16 protein-coding genes are annotated in these 20267 nt (G+C 67.5%); 6 read left to right on the top strand and 10 right to left on the bottom strand.

Translation table 11 applies throughout. The features are described from left to right. The first annotated feature begins 86 nt into the window (after positions 1-86). Positions 87-1091 (top strand): DUF1254 domain-containing protein, encoded by a 1005-nt coding sequence (locus FFK22_RS32815; protein WP_306770210.1) that lies wholly within the window; start codon positions 87-89, stop codon positions 1089-1091. A gap of 4 nt (positions 1092-1095) precedes the next feature. Here FFK22_RS32815 and FFK22_RS32810 read toward each other — a convergent pair whose 3' ends face one another. From FFK22_RS32810 to FFK22_RS32795, 4 genes are all read right to left on the bottom strand, one after another. Beyond that, on the bottom strand, positions 1096-1446 hold the full coding sequence (locus FFK22_RS32810; RefSeq protein ID WP_221939024.1) for a DUF4112 domain-containing protein: 351 nt from the start codon (positions 1444-1446) through the stop codon (positions 1096-1098). Between the two features lie 244 nt (positions 1447-1690). Next, a complete protein-coding gene (locus tag FFK22_RS32805; RefSeq protein WP_138892211.1) occupies positions 1691-2455 on the bottom strand; it encodes an SDR family oxidoreductase in 765 nt (254 codons plus the stop codon). Between the two features lie 35 nt (positions 2456-2490). Further along, positions 2491-3345, bottom strand: coding sequence for an alpha/beta fold hydrolase (locus FFK22_RS32800; RefSeq protein ID WP_138892210.1), 855 nt, complete (start codon positions 3343-3345; stop codon positions 2491-2493). Positions 3346-3405: 60 nt separating this feature from the next. After that, a complete protein-coding gene (locus FFK22_RS32795; RefSeq protein WP_138892209.1) occupies positions 3406-4113 on the bottom strand; it encodes an alpha/beta fold hydrolase in 708 nt (235 codons plus the stop codon). 110 nt (positions 4114-4223) lie between these two features. On the opposite strand from FFK22_RS32795, the gene FFK22_RS32790 reads away from it, so the two are divergent. Further along, a complete protein-coding gene (locus FFK22_RS32790) occupies positions 4224-4856 on the top strand; it encodes an ABATE domain-containing protein (RefSeq protein WP_138892208.1) in 633 nt (210 codons plus the stop codon). 278 nt (positions 4857-5134) lie between these two features. Beyond that, entirely contained in the window at positions 5135-8128 is a 2994-nt protein-coding gene (locus tag FFK22_RS32785) for a cytochrome P460 family protein (protein WP_186002781.1), read from the top strand. A 75-nt stretch (positions 8129-8203) separates the two neighbouring features. On the opposite strand, the gene FFK22_RS32780 is transcribed toward FFK22_RS32785, so the two are convergent. From FFK22_RS32780 to FFK22_RS32770, 3 genes are all read right to left on the bottom strand, one after another. Beyond that, positions 8204-9091 (bottom strand): hypothetical protein, encoded by an 888-nt coding sequence (locus FFK22_RS32780; protein WP_138892207.1) that lies wholly within the window; start codon positions 9089-9091, stop codon positions 8204-8206. After that, complete coding sequence (locus FFK22_RS32775) at positions 9088-10344, bottom strand: AAA family ATPase (protein ID WP_186002780.1); 1257 nt, start codon at positions 10342-10344, stop codon at positions 9088-9090. Before FFK22_RS32775 ends, FFK22_RS32780 begins: the two co-directional genes overlap by 4 nt. 206 nt (positions 10345-10550) lie before the next feature. Then, entirely contained in the window at positions 10551-12062 is a 1512-nt protein-coding gene (locus FFK22_RS32770) for a cyclic nucleotide-binding domain-containing protein (protein ID WP_138892205.1), read from the bottom strand. 166 nt (positions 12063-12228) lie between these two features. On the opposite strand from FFK22_RS32770, the gene FFK22_RS32765 reads away from it, so the two are divergent. After that, entirely contained in the window at positions 12229-13428 is a 1200-nt protein-coding gene (locus FFK22_RS32765; protein ID WP_186002779.1) for a class I SAM-dependent methyltransferase, read from the top strand. 105 nt (positions 13429-13533) lie between these two features. Here the strand turns inward: FFK22_RS32765 and FFK22_RS32760 are convergent, their stop codons facing one another. Both FFK22_RS32760 and FFK22_RS32755 read right to left on the bottom strand, forming a co-directional pair. Then, positions 13534-14661, bottom strand: coding sequence for a calcium-binding protein (locus tag FFK22_RS32760; RefSeq protein ID WP_186002778.1), 1128 nt, complete (start codon positions 14659-14661; stop codon positions 13534-13536). Positions 14662-14990: 329 nt separating this feature from the next. Continuing rightward, on the bottom strand, positions 14991-16586 hold the full coding sequence (locus tag FFK22_RS32755) for a PBSX family phage terminase large subunit (RefSeq protein ID WP_186002777.1): 1596 nt from the start codon (positions 16584-16586) through the stop codon (positions 14991-14993). A gap of 152 nt (positions 16587-16738) precedes the next feature. Between FFK22_RS32755 and FFK22_RS32750 the strand changes: the two genes are divergently transcribed. Further along, positions 16739-17221: a hypothetical protein gene (locus FFK22_RS32750; RefSeq protein ID WP_138892202.1), complete on the top strand. Its 483-nt coding sequence runs from the start codon at positions 16739-16741 to the stop codon at positions 17219-17221. 476 nt (positions 17222-17697) lie between these two features. Here FFK22_RS32750 and FFK22_RS32745 read toward each other — a convergent pair whose 3' ends face one another. After that, the gene (locus FFK22_RS32745; protein WP_138893629.1) at positions 17698-18066 is read right to left on the bottom strand and encodes a hypothetical protein; all 369 of its coding nucleotides are present in this window, start codon (positions 18064-18066) and stop codon (positions 17698-17700) included. A gap of 451 nt (positions 18067-18517) precedes the next feature. Here FFK22_RS32745 and FFK22_RS32740 point away from each other — a divergent pair, with 451 nt between their 5' ends. Further along, positions 18518-20029, top strand: coding sequence for a hypothetical protein (locus FFK22_RS32740; protein WP_138893628.1), 1512 nt, complete (start codon positions 18518-18520; stop codon positions 20027-20029). The last annotated feature ends 238 nt before the right edge of the window (positions 20030-20267 follow it).

The following is a 20267-nucleotide window of genomic DNA, read 5'->3' as shown; positions in this document are numbered from 1 at the left end:
GTTCCGGTAGGTCTACGACCTCTCCACGGAAGGGTTGCGCACACCCGGAGAGCACAATGAAGACCTGCAGAAGGATCCTCGCGGCCATGTCCCTGTTGATGAGCTCCGCCGCATCGGCCCAATCGGCGGCGTCCACGGCGGTGCCCGTCACCGTCGACACCTACAGCCGGGCCCAGACCGATGTGAATTTCGCCGGGGTGGTGAAGGCTGGTGGCTTCGGGCAGTTCAAGCACGGTCGCGAGCTTGCCCCACCGGTGCAGCAGGGCATCGTCCGACCCAACCGCGACACCCTCTATTCCTTCGCCATCCTCGACCTCGACGCCGGGCCGGCGACGGTCACGCCGCCGGACCCCGGCACGCGCTTCATGGGCATGCAGGTCGTCAACGAGGACCAGTACACCCGCGCCACCTTCTACGGCGCCGGCGCGCGCACCCTGACGCGGGAGGCGGTCGGCACCCGCTACGCCATCGTCGTCGTCCGCTTCCTGGTCGATTTCGCCAGCCCGGACGATGTCGCCCGGGTCCATGCCCTGCAGGACAAGGTCACGCTGGCCCAGGAGCGTCCGGGCAACTTCGAGATTCCGGACTGGGACCAAGCCAGCCTGAAGACGGTCCAGGCGGCGCTGCAGCAGCTCGGCACCACCGTGTCCGACACGCGGCACATGTTCGGCGCCGGGCCCGATGCGGTCGACCCGGTCCGGCACCTGATCGGCAGCGCCATGCTGTGGGGCGGCTATCCGGAGGCGGACGCGCTGTATCTCCCGACCACGCCGGCCCGGAACGACGGCACCACCATCCACCGGCTGACCGTCGGGGATGTGCCGGTCGACGGCTTCTGGTCGCTCACCGTCTACAACAGTGCCGGCTATCTCCAGGCAAACCCGGAGAACGTCTATTCGGTGAACAGCCTCACCGCCAGGAAGGGCCCCGGCGGCGCGGTCACCATCCAGTTCGGCGGCTGCGACGGCACGGTGGCGAACTGCCTTCCGGTGACGCCGGGGTGGAACTACACCGTCCGCCTGTTCCGCCCGCGGGCCGAGATCCGCGACGGCAGCTGGACCTTCCCCGCGGCCCAGCCGGTGGCCGGCTGAAGGATCACGTCGTCACGCTCACACATTCGAAATGCCGCCGCAGCAGCCGGGCGTTGCGGCGGTTGGCCTTCAGCCCGATGTCCAGGATGTCGCCCAGCACCGGCACGCTGCCCAGCACGACGTCGAGCACGACATTGCCGGCCATCATCGCCAGCACCCGGTTCGGCGCGCCCAGGCGCCGGGCCCGCAGGATCAGCCAGGCGGAGAGCAGCCCGCCGGCGGCGTCGCCCAGCCCCGGCACCAGCCCGATCACGGCATCGAGCCCGAAGCGCCAGCCCAGCAGCGGCAGCCGCCAGCGCGAATCCAGCAACGTGGCAAGGCGGTCCAGGCGATCCAGTTCGGCGGCATGGTTCAAGGCGCGGTCCCGGGCGGTTTCGGCCGGGATGAGATGGGGCCGTGTCGCGTGGATGTCGAGCGGGGCGGGGCCGCAGGCCTCAGCATCCGCGAAGGCAATCAGAGACCGCTTGGAAATGCGCTGGCGTGAGTCGGCTGGCGGTGGTTTCGAGAACCGGCGTGCAGCGGACGTTTGGGTCCGTGAGCACCGGAAGCTTCGAGTCCGCCGTCAGACGGCCGCACCAGTAGCATTGAGAAGCGGTCTCTCAGATCGACTTGACCTCGCCGCCATCCATCCGCACGGCCGATCCGGTCATCCACCGCGCGCCCGGCGACACCAGGAACGCCATCAGCTCGGCAATCTCCTGGGGCTCGCCGTAGCGGGCGATGCCCGCCTCCTGCGGAAAGGCCGCCATGGCCTCCTCCGCCGTCATGCCGTGCAGCGGCGCCCAGCGCTGCAGGTAAGACCGCCGGCGGCCGGTCATCACCGGGCCGGGCAGGACGCTGTTGACCTGCACCCCATCGGCGATGCCGCGGTCGGAGAAGGCCTTGGCCAGGGCGACGATGGCGGTGTTGATGGTGCCGACCGCCGCATAGGACGCCTTCGGGACCAGCGCCGAGTTGCCGGACATCAGGACGACGGATCCGCCGGCCTCCTTCAGCGCGGGCCAGGCGGCGACGGTCAGCCGGCGCGCACCGTGCAGCTTCAGCGCCAGCCCGGCATCCCATTGCGCGTCGGTCATCTCGAACAGGTCGACCTGCGGCACCGCGCCGGCGATATTCAGCAGCGCGTCGATCCGGCCGAACGCCTGCAGCGTCGCATCGACGACCGCCTGGGCCGCCGACGGCTCGGCGAGATCGAGGTCGAGCACCAGCGGCTCGGCGCCGGCGGCCTTCACCGCCTCCGCGGTTTCCTCCAGCTTCGCGCGGTTGCGGGCGACCAGCGCGACCTGCCGGACATCCCGGGCCAGGCGGATCGCGGTGGCGCGCCCGATCCCCTGGCTGGCGCCGGTGACGATGGCGACGGACATGGTGTCTGCTCCTGTTGCTGTGTCAGGCCGTGCGGTTACGGGGCGAGGAAGACGCGGATGGCGTCCGCGATCTCGCGGGCATGTGTCTCCAGGGCGAAGTGGCCGGTGTCGAAGAAGCGGATCTCGGCATCCGGCAGGTCGCGACGGAACGCCTCGGCGCCGGGCGGCAGGAAGAACGGGTCGTTCTTGCCCCAGACCGCCAGGAAGGGCGGGCGATGCTTGCGGAAATACGCCTGGAACTCCGGATACAGCGCGACATTGCTGGCGTAGTCGAGGAACAGGTCGAGCTGCACCTCGTCCGCCCCCGGCCGGGCCAGGTAGTGGCTGTCGAGCGTATATCCGTCGGGCGAGATCAGGGCCTCGTCGGCGACGCCGTGCACATATTGCCAGCGCGTGGTCTCGGGCGTCAGGAACGCGCGCAGGGCCTCGCGATTGGCCGCGGACGGGTCCTGCCAATAGGCCCGGATCGGGGTCCAGCCGTCGCTCAGCCCTTCCACATAGGCGTTGCCGTTCTGCGAGATGATCGCGGCGATCCGCTCGGGGTGCCGCAGTGCCAGCCGGAAGCCGGTCGGCGCGCCGTAATCGAAGACATAGACCGCGTAGCGGTCGAAGCCGACGACCTCGGTGAACCGGTCGATCACCTGGGCGATGCCGTCGAAGCCATAGCGGAACGCGGCGCGGTCCGGCATGTCGGACTGGCCGAAACCCGGCAGGTCCGGGGCCACGACATGGAAGCGGTCGGCCAGCATCGGGATCAGGTCCCGGAACATATGGCCGGAACTGGGGAAGCCGTGCAGCAGCAGCAGCTTCGGGGCGCGGGGCGATCCGGCCTCGCGATAGAAGACCTTGACGCCGTCGATATCGGCGGTGCGGTAGCGGATGGCTGTCATAGTGGTTCTCCCTGAATTTGGGTTTGCGGAATGGCTAACCGGCATGATCCGTATCGTCAGTTATGAGGCCACGGCGCGGACCGCCTCGAGGATGATGTCGACGACGACCTCAGGCGCGGACGCCATCGGGGTGTGGTCGACCGGGGCCGAGCGCAGCGTCGCCCCCATCCTTGTCGCCATGTAGCGCTGGGTCTCCGCCGCGATCATCCGGTCGTCCTCCGCCACCAGGAACCAGCTGGGCCGGTCCCGCCACAGCGGCCGGCCGACCGGGGTGGTGATGCAGGGCAGGTGGATCGGCCGCTGCACCGCGGCCAGCACCGCGGTCGATTCCGGCGCTGCGTGCTGCGCGAAGGCCGCGGCGAAGGCCTCGTGCGGTAGCCAGATGGCGCCATGGCGGTCGGGGGCCGGCTTCGGCGCCTGCGGGTGCGGGGCCGCGCGGTTGAACACATCGGCCACGGTCTCGCCCTCGTCCGGGGCCAGCGCGGCGACGAACACCAGCGACCGGACGCGCTCGACCCGCGCCGAGGCGATGATGGCGCCGGCATAGGCGTGGCCGGCCAGCACGACCGGCCCGTCGATCCGCTCCAGCAAACGGTCGAGGGCTGCCACGTCGTCCGCCAGCGAGGTCAGCGGCAGCGGCGCGGCCCGGACAACCAGGCCCTGCCGCTGCAGCGGCGCGATCACCGGCCCCCAGGACGACCCGTCCGCCCAGGCGCCATGGACCGCGACGACGGTCACCGGTTCTTCGGAGGTCTGTTCACCCGACATGGTCATAACCTCTATAAATTCGATAAAGAGGTTATGAGCTGTGGTTGGATAACTTGTCAAGGGCTGGTTTCGAGGTTACTTTTCGATAGCCGACCACAGTCGAGGCCACCGTGAGCCATCAGCACCCTCCTGCGATCTTCCTGGCCGACGCGCTCGGGCTGGATGTCCTCAACTCGGTGGCGACACCGATCGACACCCCGATCGACTGGCTGTCGGACGGCGACGGGCTGCTGTCGTGGCTGGAGCAGGCCGGGCTGGTCCCGGCGCCGTCTCTGGCGGCGGTGCGGGATATGGCGATGCCGGGCGAGCTCGACAGCGTGGCGGCCCAGGCACGGGGCCTGCGGGAATGGTTCCGGGGCTTCGTCGAGGACCGGAAGGGGCGCCCGTTGGCCGCGGACGCGCTGCACGACCTTCAGCCCCTGAACCGGATGCTCGAGCGGGACGAGGGCTTCGCTCAGCTCGTCGCGCGGGATGGGGAGGGGCTGGAGCTGCGCAGCCTGCGGCGCTGGCGCTCGCCGGACTCCCTGCTGCTGCCGATCGCCGAGGCGATGGCGCGGCTGGTGTGCGAGGAGGACTTCACCCAGGTCAAGGCATGCGAGGGGCCGGCCTGCACGCTGATGTTCGTCGACCACACGCGCGGCCATGCGCGGCGCTGGTGCAGCATGGCGATCTGCGGCAATCGCGCGAAGCAGGCCGCCCATCGTCATCGCCTGAAGCAGAGATCCGGAGGGCAGGGAAGCTGACGCGTCCGCCGGCGGATCAGGCCTTCGGCGGCAGGGCCAGAGCGACCTTGCTCTGCTCCTCGAAATTCATCAGGCGCCGAGATTACTCCGCAGCTGCATGGGCTGTTTACGATACATTCGAAGAAAATTGTTCACAAATTAAGCAAATAGATATCGATGCGATCGGATGCTAGGCTTCAAGTCTTTCGAGTATCCGAGTATTCGGCCATCGATCCGTGCCGTGATTTGATTTGGTTGAACGATTGGCAAAGCCGCCGGGGGGCGTCATGCAGGAAGACATGGACACAGCCGATCGCGGCCCGAAAGTGCGGCGGCATGGGGCCGGGCGCCGGGGCTGGGCCGGCCTTCTCGTCGCCGCCGGTCTCCTGCTGTCCGCCGGCCCGGGCTGGGCCGACCCGGCCCGCTGCACCGCCGAGCAGGCCCAGCCGCTGCTGCCGACCGACCCGGCGCTGTGCCAGAGCCTAATCGCCGCCGTGCGCGACCCGTCGGTCCTGCCGCTCGACCAGTACGAGGCCAAGCTCAACCAGTTCTTCGGCAATTACTGCCATCGCGACACCGCCTCCGGCTGGCGCCGCGACAAGCATGTCCGCGACGCCGGCCCCTTCACCGCGACCCTGGTGGACGGTGCCTGGCAGGGCAAGGGCTTCGGCACCCACACCCCGGTGGTGATCTGGTACTCGCCCGACATGGCCGACTGGCTGGTCCAGCATCGCTCCGGCGAGACCGCCGGGACCAACCCGCCGCCCCCGGTGCCGGATGGGGCAATCATGGTCAAGGAGATGTTCCCGTATCCGGCCGCCGCCTGCGCCGATGTCGATCCGGTGAAGCTGTATCCGACCTCCGGCGCCGCGGTGATGATCCGCGACAGCAAGGCCTCGCATGACGGCTGGTTCTGGGGCTGGTACGGCTTCGGGCCGAATGGCGGCTGGTCGCCCGACTTGCCGCCGAGCCCGAACAACGGCCTGCCCAGCATGGGCTTCGCCCAGTACTGCATGAACTGCCACGCCTCGGCCAAGGACAACCTGACCTTCGCCTCGCCGCGCAACATCGAGGGCGAGCCCGGGCGGCCGCTGGTCTATCTCAGCCAGTCCTGGTCCTCGCCGCCGACGCCGCCGGACCATCACCGCGCCGTGACGCTGCCGCCGGACGATGTGACCCGGCTGGGCGAGCCGCTGTACCAGGCCGACAAGGCGGTCGACCAGGCGCTGCGCGCCTATCTGCTGCAGATGCCGACCTGGGACACGGTGCCGATGATGCCGTCGGCGAGCTATGACAACACCTGGGTCGCCGCCGGCGGCCCGCGCCCGGCGGACCAGTTCGTCTCCTCGACCCAGTGCCTGGGCTGTCACGACGCCGGCAGCACCGGGCTGCAATTCGACATGACGGTGCCGAACCCGCATGGCGACAATCTGATCAACCTGTCGCCCTATGCCACCTGGCGCAGCTCGCCGATGGGGCTGGCCGGGCGCGACCCGTTCTTCTTCGCTCAGCTGGCCAGTGAGACCCAGACCTTCCATCCGGATTCGAAGCAGATCGTCGAGGATTCCTGCCTCGGCTGCCACGGCATCCAGGGCCAGCGCCAGTTTCACATCGACACCTTCCCTGACGCCGGCAAATGCCTCGACTTCACCCGCGACATGGTGAATGCGGTGCCCTGGCCGGTCGCCGACACAGACGCGAAATACGGCGCACTCGCCCGCGACGGCATCTCCTGCACCTCCTGCCACCGCATGGCCCTGGGCCCTGCCGCCGCCGGCGTCGCCGACGCCCCGCAGAACGCCTGCATCGCCGAGCGGCAGGAGTTCCTGAACCCGCACAACACCGGCTTCGCCCGCACCTTCACCGGCAGCTTCCTGGTCGGCGCGCCCGACAAGCTGATCGGCCCGTTCGAGACGCCGAAGGTGAAGCCGATGCAGAACGCGCTCGGCATCACGCCGGAGCACAACACGACGATCAAGAGCTCCGAGGTCTGCGGCACCTGCCACACGGTGCATCTGCCGGTGCGGCAGGACGGCAAGTCCATCGCCCATGTCTACGAGCAGACGACCTATCCGGAATGGGCCTTCAGCGCCTATCGCACCGGCTCCACGCCAGACGGTCCGCTGCCACACGGGGCCGGCAGCCTGGCCCAGTCCTGCCAGGACTGCCACATGCCGTCGAAGACGGCGGACGGCAAGCCGATGCGCAGCAAGATCGCCAGCATCCAGGAGTACAGCAACTTCCCGGAGGCGGAGAACAATCTCGGGCCGGAGGACATCGACCTGCCGGTGCGCGACGGCTTCGCCGCCCACACCCTGGTCGGGCTCAACGTGTTCCTGATCAAGATCGCGCAGCAATTCCCCGACGTGCTCGGCATCCCCACTTCGGACCCGATGCTGACCAAGGGCGTCGACCCGCTGGTGCGGACCGAGCAGGCGATGCTCGACCTGGCCAGCCACCAGACCGCGGCGGTGAGCGTGAGCGGCGTCTCGACCGCCGGCGGCACGCTGACGGCCACCGTGTCCGTGCGCAGCGAGACCGGCCACAAGCTGCCCTCCGGCGTCGGCTTCCGCCGCGCCTTCGTCGAGTTTCAGGTGCTGGACCAGCAGGGCAACACGCTCTGGGCCTCCGGCCGCACCAATGCGGCGGGCGCGCTGGTCGACCAGTCGGGTGCGCCGCTCGACGGCGAATACTGGTGGACCGACGACTGCAAGTCCCGGATTCAGCCGCTGGCGCGGCTGCATCAGCCACATTTCCAGCGCATCACCGGCCAGAACCAGGCCCAGATCTATCAGGAGCTGGTGTCGACCCCGCCGCCGAATGCCACGGCTGACATGTGCGGGCCGGGCACGACGCCGCAGGGCGAGCTGACCACCAGCTTCCTGTCGATCTGCAACACGGTGAAGGACAACCGCATCCTGCCGCAGGGCACCCTGCCGCTGGCCGAGCGCACGGAGATCGCCAAGGCCCTGGGCGCGGGTGAGGAACTGGCCAAGGAGGCCGGCCCGACCGGCGTCGACGACGACCCCGACTACGTCACCGGCGGCGGCGACAGCCTGGTCTATGCGGTGCCGCTCGCCGACCTGCCGGCGGGCAGCCGACCGGTGTCGGTGCAGGCCACGCTGTACTACCAGGCGACGCCGCCCTTCTACCTGCAGGACCGCTTCTGCACGGCCAAGGGCGACGACCCGGAGCGTCTGAAGTTCCTGGTCGGCCACCTCAACGTCGACGGCACCCAGGTCGACGGCTGGAAACTGGCGGTGGTCTCGAGCGGGTCAGTGGCGGTGCCGTGAGGGCGGGGTGAGGTCCGGGACGAAGGGGGACGGCTGAAGCGCACCGCTCGGCACGGGGGCCTGCCGCCGCTGTCCTCAGAGTTGCGGCGGCGTCGTTCCGGAGTCGCCGGTGGAGAAGTCGCGGCAGAGATCGTAGGCGCGCTCCGCCCTGGCGCGGTCTTCCGCCCACAGCCTCTTGAAGGCCCGGATGCATCCCGCATGCGGCAGCACAGGCAAATCCATGCGGGCGATGACCTGCCGGTCCCTTGCGGAGGCCCTGCCGTCGGAGTTCGCCTGAAGCGCGGCGCCGAACAGTGCGATCATCCGCGCTCGCTCGCGATGCAACTGTTCCCGCTCGTTAAGCCCGAAGAAGTCGATGATGATCTGACCGCGCTTCCTTTTGTGGCCCGACGGCCGGGCCGGCACCGCCGTGGTGGCGACGAACGTTACCAACTCCTCGGGATCGTCGTCGATATCGCCGATCGGATAGCATAGCAGCGGCTTCTCGCCGGTCAGATCTGCAACCGCCGATCCGGCGGCCCCGCGCGGGCCTGCGATCGGGAAGAAGTTGAGCTTGAATGTGGTGTTGCACACCTTGCACGAGGCCGCGTAGTTCCGCAGGTCGTAGGCCAGCCAGAAATAGCCCGCCGCCTCCGGCTGGCCGGTCGGGAACCGGTATCGCAGCTTCGGATGCCGTATGGGGTCCGGCCAGGCCACCACCGACGATTTCGGCCTGAAATGCTCGACGTCGAATTCGATCTTGCCGTAGTCCGGGTTCTCGAACTGGCGCTCGCAGAATACGCACTTGTTCATCTGTAGCCGCATGAAGGCCGCCTTCGCCTTGCTCCAGATCGGCGATGCGTCCTCGAAGCGGCCGAGTTGGTTCAGCTTGCGCGTCCGCTTCTCCGCCTTCCCGAACCACTTTGCGTCGGCCGCACGGATCTCGGTCTCGACCGTCGCCGGGTCGAACGCGTAGCGGATCATCGGCGACGCTGCCCCGTGGCTGCTTTGGGGGGCATGGTCGGATCCGTCAGGCGCTCAAGATATCTCAGAGCCGCGTTCGAGTCGCCTTCGGCGGCTTTCTCAAACAACTCCTGGGCTTTGTCCTGGAACGATTCCGGCCGTGTCGTCTGTAGGCCGAAATACGAGGAGAGCAGCAGCTGCTCGGCGCTGCGGCCATAGACCCGCTCCTCGAGCTGCTTGAGCGTCGCGGTGCCGTCCTCGGCCACGTCGGTGACGAATACGTTCTCGCGCCGGACGGTGCTCGCCACCAGCGGGCTGTGCGAGGTGAACACAAATTGCAGCTTCGGAAAGCCGCTCGCCAATGCCGGCACCACGTTGCGCTGCCATTCGGGGTGAAGGTGCAGGTCGACCTCGTCGAGGAGGACGATGCCGGGCACATCCGCTAGTGCCGTGCCGGGGGAGGCGACATCGCACAGGTGGCCGACCAAGTCGCCGACCCATCCGATAAAGGCCTTGTAGCCGTCGGACAAGGCCGAGAACGGCGTGGGCACGCCCTCGAACTTGAAGAGGTATTGATCCTCGACTTTATCCAGCCTTCCCGAGAAGCGCACGTTCCGGGGAAGCACCCGGTTGATCTGCGCCACGGCTCTCCTGCGGTCGGCACCCTGAAGTCTCGGCAACCAGGCCTGGAGCGGGCGTAGCGCGACGTGATCCTCGAACAGCCCGGCGATCCGCTGATAGCGCAGCCCCCTCAACTTGCGGGCACTGCTCTCGGAATACTCGCTGGTTTCGACCCTGCGGGTCGCGCCGTAGCCAACGATGAAGAACGCGGGAGAGCGGTCGTCTTCGAACAATCTCCTGATCGACGAGCCCGACGACCACTTCGAATTCAGCCGATCGAGACTTCCCTGGCTCCGCCGTTCAATCCGTGCCTGGAGCTCCGGATTCCTAGATGACGGCGCTTTGGGCAGACGCTCGCTCCTTTCCGGGATCGCCTCAATCTTGAGCAGGGCGTGACCGACCGGCTCCTGTCCCGGGCGGGGCCGGCGCACGAGACGATATGGGACGAAGCCGGATTCATGGAGTACCGGGGCTAGTACCGCGATCCCCAGCGCCCGCAGCACCGACGATTTGCCCCCACCATTGTCGCCCAAGATCAGGTTGACGTTGGGGGTCTCGGACACGCCGTCGCCGGTCCGGCCGGGATACTGCAGCTCGAGCTCCGTCTTCCCGAAGCACTTGAAGTCACGGATGTGCAGCGATTTCGCGTACAAGCGGCGGTCCCGACCAAGTGATGGGTCCAGCCTAGCAGGGGGCGGCGCCGCGTGGAAACATCTCCTCTCCCCGGCGCGCCGAAACCGACGGCTGGGCGCTGGCGGTCGCTTTGAGAATTGGCGCGTCGTGGACGTTGGTCCGTGAGCTCTGGAAGCGGAGAACCGGCCGTCAGACGGACGCACCAAGTGCGTTTCCAAACGGTCTCTCACAGCTCGAACAGGCGCCGGATCCGTTCGGCCAGGCCGGGCGCCGAGGCGGCAGCGTGGCCGTGGCCCTGCTCCAGGCGATGCCGCTCGGTGGCGGTGCGCCGGGCCAGCAGGGTGCCGAGCTCCTCGGCGATCGCCGGGCGGTCCCGCAGCAGTGGGGCCAGCCCCTCCTGCGTGATCTCGTAGACGACGACCGGCGTCAGGGCCCGGATCGTACCGGGCTCGCCATCGCCGGTCAGCAGCCCGCCTTCGCCAAAAAAGTCGCCGGGCGCCAAGCGCCGCAGCTCCGTCCCGCGGCCCTGGTCCAAGCGGGTATCGGTGGCGACGCCGTTGCGGACGATCATCAGCGACGTCATCACCGTGCCCTGCTCGACCAGGGTGTCGCTGGCGCGGAAGCTGCGGCGGGCCATGGTCGCGGCCAGGGCTTCCTTCTCGTCCTCGGTCAGGGCGTCGAACAGGGCGATGGCGTCGAGCAGGCGCAGCGGCGTGCTGCGGCGATGATCGGGCGCCTCCTCGGCCTTCGCCGGCGCGGGGGCGGCGACAGTGGCCTCGGCCGACGACGCCAGGCACAGCCCGCCCGCCTTGGCATGGCGCCAGATCAGGTCGTAGATCTCGCTCTTCGCCTTGCCGGTCGCCGACAGGTCCGCCACCCGGAACGACAGCTCCAGCTCGACCGAATCCGCATCCAGCGCCGTCACCAGCACGCCCGGCTCGGGGATGGACAGGATGGCGTCGCTGCTCAGCAGCACCGAGCGCATCACCTCCGCCATCGCCGACGGCATCGTGGTCGGAAGGAACCGAACCTTCAGCGTCACGCCATGGCTGCGCTCGGGGCTGCTCAGATTGGTCAGCCGCGCCTTCGCCAGGTCGCTGTTGGGCACGATGATCAGGTCGTTGGCGCCGCTCAGCAGATGGGTCGCCCGCCAGTTGGTCTCCACCACCCGGCCCTCGATGCCGTTGCCCAGCACCAGCCAGTCGCCGATGCCGTAGGGCCGGCTGAGGTTGAGGGCGATGCCGGAGAACACGTCGCTCAGCGTGCTCTGCATCGCCAGGCCGAGGATGATGGCGAACACGCCCGAGGTGGCGATCAGCGTCCCGACCGGGGCGTCGAAGACATAGGCGACGACCGAGAGGATCGCGCTGACATAGATCAGGCCGACCACCAAGTCCTGCAGCAGCCGCCCCTCGCGCGGCTGCCGCTCGAAGATCAGGAAGACGCGGACGATGCTGATCAGCGACCAGGCCGCGTTGGTCCACCAGACCACCTTGGCCAGGCCGACGAAGACGCGCTGCAGGTTGGACGCGGTCTCCGGCCCCGCCTGGTAGGGCACGATGTCGTGGTACAGCAGCAGGGCGGTCAGCGCCGCGAAGAAGGCAAGCTGCCCGACCAGCCGCCGGGTGGGGTGGTGGCGCAGCACGAAACGCGTCACCACGGCGCCGATCACGGCCAGCACGCCGGTCTGGACGATCGGATCGCGGATCACGTCGAGGATGTCACTGCCGCTCAGCATCTCACCGACCAGGGCCGCCGATCGGCGCGATTTTGGACAGGAACGCCGCGCGCCGCATCCATATTCTCGCGCTGCCGCATTCATCACGGCGCGGCAAGTCCTGTTTTGCGCCGAGACCTATGGCACAGTCGTCGGACTCATTCCGGGTTGGGGGAAATTGTCCGTCATGAATAAGCACATCGACCGCTGCCCGCATTGCGGCGCCTCCGAATTGGAGGTCCTGGTCGAGATCGAGAAGTACAGCTACCTGATCCGGCCGACCGAGTTCGAGAGCATCTGGCGCACGGTGCCGATGACGGTCGGCCTGTGCCATGGCTGCGGCACCGCGATGCAGCTGCTGCCGCCCGACCGCGGGGCGCTGGACGAGATCTACAGCAAATATTACGGCTCCTACCCGACCTTCGCCTCGGACCCCGAGATGGATGAGCGCCACCGGGAGTTCATGGAGTTCCTGGTCGCCGCCGGCGTGCCGATGTCGGGCCACGCGCTGGAGATCGGCTCCTATGACGGGCGGTTCCTGGCCAGGCTGCAATCGGTCGGCATGACGGTGCATGGCTGCGACCCGAACGCCGCCGCGGCGGCCGAGGCCGAGCGCGCCTTCGGCGTCACCACGACGCTGGAATACTTCACCCCCGACACCTTCCCGGAAGACAGCTTCGACTTCGTCAGCGCCCGCCTGGTGCTGGAGCATGTGACCGAGCCCGACACCTTCCTCGCCGGCCTGCAGAAGGTGGTGCGCACCAACGGCCATGTCGCCCTCGAGGTTCCGGATTGCGGGATTGTGATGGCGGAGGGCGCGCCGTTCTGGATGTACGAGCATCCGAACTACTTCACCGCGACCTCGCTGCTGCGGGGCATGCGGCGGCACGGCTTCGACGGCACGGTGACCTCGCACAAGGGCATCCTGCGCGCCGTCTGCCGCAACACCGGCGCCGCCCTGGCGACGGACGACGTGGCGGTCGACATCGCCCTGGCGCACGACTTCCGCACCAGGTACCGCGACTATGTCGCCCGCTTCGACGCCGTCCTGGCGGATGTCCGCCGGCAAGGGCTGCCGATGGCGGTCTACGGCATCGGCAACTACTTCACCAACCTGCTCAGCTCGACCTCGCTGGAGCAGTCCGAGATCGTCGCCATCTATGACGGCAACCCGAAGAAATGGGGCCTCGAGATCGAGGGCCTCGGCCTGCCGATCCGGTCGCCCGACACGGTGAACGATGGTGGGCCGGGCGTGGTGCTGCTGGCCAGCGCCTCATATCCGGGGATGATGGAGCGCATCGCCCCCTATCTGGACCGGGGCGGCAAGGCGCTGCTGCCGCTGCCGACGCCGGTGCTCTACCAGCGGCCGGCCGGCGCCGCGGCCTGAAGGACGCGCGGCGAGGACGGGGGGGCAGGCTTGCCCCTCCCGTCACCGCGCCCACGTCATCGAGCTGCCACGGCTCCCCGCCATGGCTCCTCGACCGCCGGCGCGCTAGAGCACGAAGTCCGAAGCGGCGAGATGGGACGCCCCGTACAGCTCGATGTGGAAATCGGAGGCGCCGTCGCCGTTGACATCGCCGGCGATGGTCACATGGCCGCCGCCGCGATCGGCATAGCGCAGCTCGCCCGCATGATGGGTGTACAGCCCCGACCCGATGAAGCTGAAAGCCTGGTTGCCGGCCACGCCGGTGTTGGCGTCGATCGCTGTCAGGACGACCTTGTCGCCCTCGGCCCGGCTGAAATCGCTGATCGTGTCGGCCTGGCCGACGGTGGTGTGAGCGATCGAGGAGAAGTTGAACCGGTCGGCACCGCCACCGCCGGTCAGCGTGTCCCGCCCGGCCCAGCCGTCCAGCGTATTCGCCCCGCCATTGCCGATGAGGGCGTCGCCTCCGGCGGAGCCGTTGACGTTCTCCACCGAGATATATTCGTCGAGCGCGGCGTTCCCGCCCGACCCTTTGCCCGTCGCCAGGTTGACCGTCACGCCGACATTGCTTTCGGTGTAGGTCACCGTGTCGTTGCCGTTGCCGCCGTCGAAGTCGTCGCCAAAGTAAGTCGACCCCGAGCCGCCGCGCATCACATCATTGCCATCCTGGCCATAAAGATAGTCGTAGTCGCCGCCGCCGCTGATCGTGTCGTTGCCGGCCCCGCCATACAGCATGTTGGTGCCGCTGTTGCCGGTCAGATTGTCGTCATGGGGACTGCCGTCGATATTCTGGAAGTTGACGAAGCTGTCGCCGGTCGCCTCGCCGCCGCTGGCGGTGTGGGTCTCGAGATTGATGGTGACGCCGGCGGTGGAATTGCGGTAGGCGATGTAGTTCAGCGTGCTGGTGTCGCCGCCATCCATGACGTCGGCGCCCTGGCCGCCTTCGATATAGTCCTCGCCGGCGCCGCCGTTGAGATGGTCGGCTCCCGTTCCGCCGACCAGATGGTCGGTGTCGGCGCCGCCGTAAATCGTGTCGTTGCCGTCATTGCCCTCGAGATAATCCCTGCCGTTGCCGCCATCGAGCCGGTCGTCCCCCCCCTGGCCATATTCCTTGTCGTTGCCCTCGTACCCGTTGATGAGATCGGACCCATCCGAGCCCCATAGGCTGTCGGAGGCAGCAGTTCCGTTGATGGCCATGCCAATCATTCTCCTTGGTGCGAATCACTTGATCGGTATCCACCAAAGGGAGGTGTTTGAAACTGGATCGCAATCGAATAATTTTGAAATCCAGTTTTGATGAATAGTTATATATGTAGTCTGATTGACTAAAATCTTGGCGAAGCGAAGCGGTGGTGATCTATTCCTTCCTGCGAACCTCGATCGGATTATCATCGCCGAAATTTTTTTGATTCTGCGCCAATTGTCGCACGGCGAGCCTGCTCGCTAGGGCGAGCGACCTGTCTGGGCGGCCGCCGATCGGCGACCGACCGTCATGCAGGGTGCGGCGGGGATCGTCACCCCGGCGTCTACACCCATTTCATCGAGCCGTCATAGCCGCCCCGCCGCTGCCCTTCGACCGCATAGCGCAGGGCGTCTACGGCATGGTTCCCGCGGTCCTCCAGCTCGGACTGGATCTCGCCGGTCTTCGGGTCGGTGCGATAGCTGTACAGCGCCAGCTCGTCGATCAGGTGGCGGCAGCGCGGATGCACCACGATGTCGTGCGCCTTCAGGAACTCGACCCCGTCCTCCACCGACCCCGCCCCCTTGGTCGACCCGGTGATGCTGCCGAAGCCCTGGCGCTGCATGTAGTTGATGGTCTCCGGCCGGGAGCTGTCGGCGATGATCGGGCCCCGCCGCGACCCCGGCACGGTGTCGAACAGGGCCGGCGTGCGGTCGATCTCGCAGCCGATGCGATAAGCCTCGTGGTCGACGAACAGCGTCCGGCCCTGCACGAAGCAGCGCACCAGCACCGTCGGGTCGCGGGCGAAGCCCCAGTCGGCGCCGAACAGGAAGCGCGCATCGGCCGGCGTCTCGAACGCCTCCACCCGCCAGTTCTCGAACACCTGCGCCTCGCTGTGGCTGCGATAGCCGCCGAGCCAGACATGCTGATGCTTGTCCGGGTCGCGCGCCCGGTCCCATTCCATCTCCGCCTGCAGCACCGCCGGGAAATGCGGGTTCTCCGTCCAATTGGCCTGCACCAGCGCGGCATCGGGCGGCGGCGGGCCGCCGCGGAACAGCGCGTCGACCGGGTCGCTCGGCTGCACCGGGTTCCAGCTGAACCACAGCTCCGACCGCGGCTTGCGGATGGTCGGCCGCAGCAGGTCCAGGCTGCGGATCGACAGCGCCTGCGCTTCCTCGACCCAGGCGATGTCGTAGCCCTCGAGCGACTTGATGCTTTCGGCCGTGTGGTTCTGCATGCCCTGGAAGATGATCCGGCCGCCGCCGGGCCCGAGGATGCGGTCGGCCAGCACCCGGAAGTGGCTGCCCATGCCCAGCGCCTGGATCTTGTCCTCGATCAGCCGCTTGACCGACTGGTCCAGCGACCGCAGCACCTCGCGGATGCACACCGCCCGCACCGGCGCCGTTTCGATGCAGCGCCGCACCAGCAGCTCGGCGAAGGCGTGCGACTTGCCGGAGCCGCGGCCGCCGTGGACGCCCTTGTAGCGCGACGGCAGCAGCAGCGGCCGGAACGCCGGCGCCAGGTCGCAAGGGGGCAGGGCGGGGGGCTCGGCCGCGGCGGGCATGGCATCCCGCTTCGGCAGCAGTTCGTCGTCCAGCCCCAGGTCGCGGCGGAATTCCCGATACGCCCGTTCCAGCTCTGCCAGCTCGGCCACGGCGCGACCGGTGGTGGCGCCGGGGGGCAGCCGGGCCTCGGTCGCGTCGACCAGCCGGCGGATCACATTCGGCGGCGGCGGGGACCTGCCTTGCAGTCGCCGTCCGGCGACCACCTCGAAGCACAAGATCAGGATCTTGGGCCTCTTCAGCATGTCGTAGCCCTGCTTCTTGGCGTTGCCCGGATCGAAGCGGGCATGGAGGGCCGCGGCCTTGGCATCGCCGTACAGCGTGAAATGCTCCGCGAAATCGATCCAGCTCTGCCTGATCCCCATCAAATCGTCGCGCATCTTCGACCTCGCACGAAAAAGCCCGCCGCGGCGGGGGCCGGGCGGGCGCAACTCTTCGACTGTGCCTGAATTGTGCGACTTGACGCGGCATCGCGTCAAGAACAAAAATAGAACATAGGCGGAGTGCCGGGTGACGGTGGGGGATTGCGACGATGGCGACGGATGCGGATCTGCGGGAGAAGCTGCGGAAGATCGAGGCGCTGCATGCCGGCGCCGGCACCGAGGGAGAGCGGTTGGCGGCGGCGGCGGCGCTGGAGCGGATCCGGGCGCGGCTGCGGCAGCAGCAGCAACAGCAGCAACAGCAGCACCAGCACCAACAGCAGCAACAGCGGCAGCAGTCCCGGGCTCCGGCGGAGGAGACGAAGGTCTCGCTGCCCGACCAATGGTCGCGGCACCTGTTCGTGGCGCTGTGCCGGCGCTACGGCCTCAGGCCGTTCCGCTACAAGCGGCAGCGGCGGACGACGGTGATGGTGCGGGCGCCGCGAGGCTTCGTCGACCGGATCCTGTGGCCGGAGTTCCAGGAGCTGAACATCGAGCTGAGGCGCTATCTGCACGCGGTGACGCTGCGGCTGATCCGCGACGAGATCCATGCCGACACGACCGAGGCACCCGAGGTCGCCGAGCCCGCGGCATGACCGGACGCGATCCGGCAACGCCGGAGCCCCGCTCTTCTCCCCTCCCTTGCGGGAGCTAGGGCATATACAAATAGATCGTCGACGCCGACGGCGGGCGTGCGAACAAATTGCCTCTCCCGCTTGCGGGAGAGGTCGGACATCCGAAGGATGTCCGGGTGAGGGGATTGCGGCGTCGCCAAAAGTGCTGCTTTGCCGCGAGCGAGAACCTGATTCACCTGGTCCTGAAACGCCAATCCTGGTGTCGCGGCCGAGCCGCCCTCACCCGGTCTCGCTGCGCGAGCCCGACCTCTCCCGCAAGCGGGAGAGGCAATCGGATGACGCCGATCGATGTGTATATGCCCTAGCTCGCGGGAGGCGGGCAGGGGGAGGGGACTGCGCGCGTCCGCGCGAATGCGCAGGCACTTGCTCGCATCCGCGCGGGCACCGGCCGATTCCCCCTATCGGCTCCTGGCCGCGGCCGCCGCGCCCGCCCTTGCTCAGCCCTTGTCGCGGAGGGTCATCGTCATCGAGTCGGGCGTCTGGTCCTGCAGCGCATAGGCCAGCGGGCCGCTGCCGTCGTCCTCGCTGTCGCTGATCACGCTGAACACCGCTGGATTGGTGCCGGCCTCCGGGTCGATGCCGAGCTCCATGTAGCGGTCATTGCCGCCATAGGTCAGGCACACGCCCATATCATTGCCATAGGTGGAGCCGACATGGACCTGTTGCCCCGGCTCCAGCGTATAGGGATCCATCGTCGTCCTGCCGTCGAAGATCAGCTTCATGTCGTCGAAATTGGGATCCCGGTCGATCTTGATCCCGGCCTTGGCCTTGTTGATCATCAGCACGGTGTTCTTGAAATCCGCCATGATAGTATCTCCGTATGAATTCTCTCATGCATGCAGAACAGCATGATTTTACTATCGCATGACATGAATCATTGATAGGTCGTCACAATCAATTGACTATGGGTGGTGGCCCGGTGCCTGTCAATCTCCGGCTGCGGGGTAAGAAGAAATAGATCGGATCTCTGCAATTTCGATAAATCTCGGGGAAATTATTGAATTCGATGGCCGATCCGCATTGCGGCGACCGAGCATGATTCGGAACAGCGGTGCATCCGGGCGGCGGTCACGGGATATCGCCATGGCGAGCCCATCCTCGCTTGACGGTGGGCGGCCTGGCGGTCGTGGAGCCCTGAAGTCCTCCGGGTGAGGCATGGCGGGATGGCACCAACGCATTTTGATCGGAGCGGCCTCACGGCGATCCTGTCACGGGAGAGTGACGGGGGAAGGCGGAGCGTTCGCCGAAGAGGCCTGGATGCCGATAACCGCTGCGGTCCAGAACTATGTTGGCGAACTCTGCGGCGTGAAGTGGCGTCCGTCGGCGCTGCAGCACGCCATGCGGGTGGAACTGATGGCCGTCGACCAGTTGACGGAGAAGATCGGCGCTGTCCCGCAGGGTTCGGCTCATCATGGAACCCTGATTGCCGCTCTCGCCGAGAGCCGGAAGAAGATCTCCGTGCTGAAGGACAAGCCTCTCGCCGAATTGAGCGGCAACCGGTCCGCCATTCTGGAAGACATTGCCGATCCGATCGAGCGGCTGATGGCGTCCGCCTCCGCGTATGAGGACGAACAGGATGAGATCGGCGACGATGAAAAGCAGGAGGTGGCCTGGGCTCTCCATGAAGCGGCGCGTCGCTACCTGTTCGCCCTGCCGAAAAATCTTGATCTGATTCTGGACGACCCTTGCTTCGGCAAAATTGCCGGACACGCAACCGTCGGGCAGGCGCTCGCCGCCAAGATCCGCGGCATCGCCTTTGCCGACTGCGAATTCGCCGATTACAACGACAGCACGCTCGATGCCGGGAATTCGGTCGAGCAATTCGGGTCCGGCAGCAGCAACACGGTCGCCAGGCTCGTGCATCGGGACGGCACGCCCCGTGTCTTCAAGCCCGAGCTCGACCGCTATGACCCGGACCGTCCGTTTTTTTCCGTCCTGGTGGAGGCCGGCATTCCGCCCCGCGAACCGAATTTCGGCAACCGCAGCATCGCAAGCCGGCTGGTTTCGGAATTCCTCGGTGCGGAGGTCATTCCCGAAGCGTGCTTCGCCCTCCATCAGGGACGGATCGGCCTGCTCATGGACCTGGCGAAGGGCAAGCCGACCGTGGGAGAGAAAGCCTGGCTGGACTGGCCCGACCAGGCGGGGGCGGACCGGATGGGGCCGGCCCGGCGAAAGGCCCTGCTCATCGAACAGCACGATGGCCGGTGGGCCAGCTTCGCTCGCCCCTTCGTCAAGCCGTGGACCGCGCCGCTGTCGCCCGACGCCCAGGCCGGCCTGCTGGAACAGCTGAACAGGCTCGAATGGACCGACATGGGGACAGGCGAGCTCGATCGCCACAGAGGCAACATTTTCATCGAAATCCAGGGCGACCGGGTGAAGGTCACCGGGGTCGATAACGAGTTCTGCTTCGGAGACAACCAGGACAAGCTGGTCGACGGCGGCAGGGCCTCTTCACCCGGCCCCGCCAGGCTGATCGACGCGAAGCTCTACAGGCGCCTCATGGACGGCGATCTCGACGCCGGGCTGCTGTCCAAGCTCTCAGGCTTGCTGACCGGCAAGGCGATCGCCGCCACCCGCGACCGCTTCGAAGCGATGCGGCAGAGGGCGCGGTCGCTCAGTCCGGATTATGTGGTGGCGGACTGGCGGACCTGGCGGACACCGGGCCCGCCCCCCAACCTGACCGCGGCCGAATTCCTCGCGGCGCAGGACAGGCCCAACCTGTTCAAACGAGATATCGTGCGGTTCTTCAAGGAAGACGGGCTGCTGTAACGGAATCCGATCCGGGCAGAGGATCTGTAAGCGATCCGGCAGCACCGGAGCCCAATCTCTCCCCCTCCCCTTGCGGAAGGGGGCAGGGGGAGGGGACTGCGCGTGTCCGCGCGCAAATGCGCAGGGTACTTGCTCGCATCCGCGCGGGCACCGGCCGATTCCTCCATATCGCAGCCCGGAATACCAACCCGTCATGGCGAGCCCCGAAGGGGCGTGGCCATCCAGTGGTCCCCGCCTC

This window comes from Mycobacterium sp. KBS0706, assembly GCF_005938675.2.
GTDB lineage: Bacteria > Pseudomonadota > Alphaproteobacteria > DSM-16000 > Inquilinaceae > Inquilinus.
The sequence above is the reverse complement of the archived record's forward strand: the minus strand, read 5'-3'. Positions and strand labels throughout refer to the sequence as shown.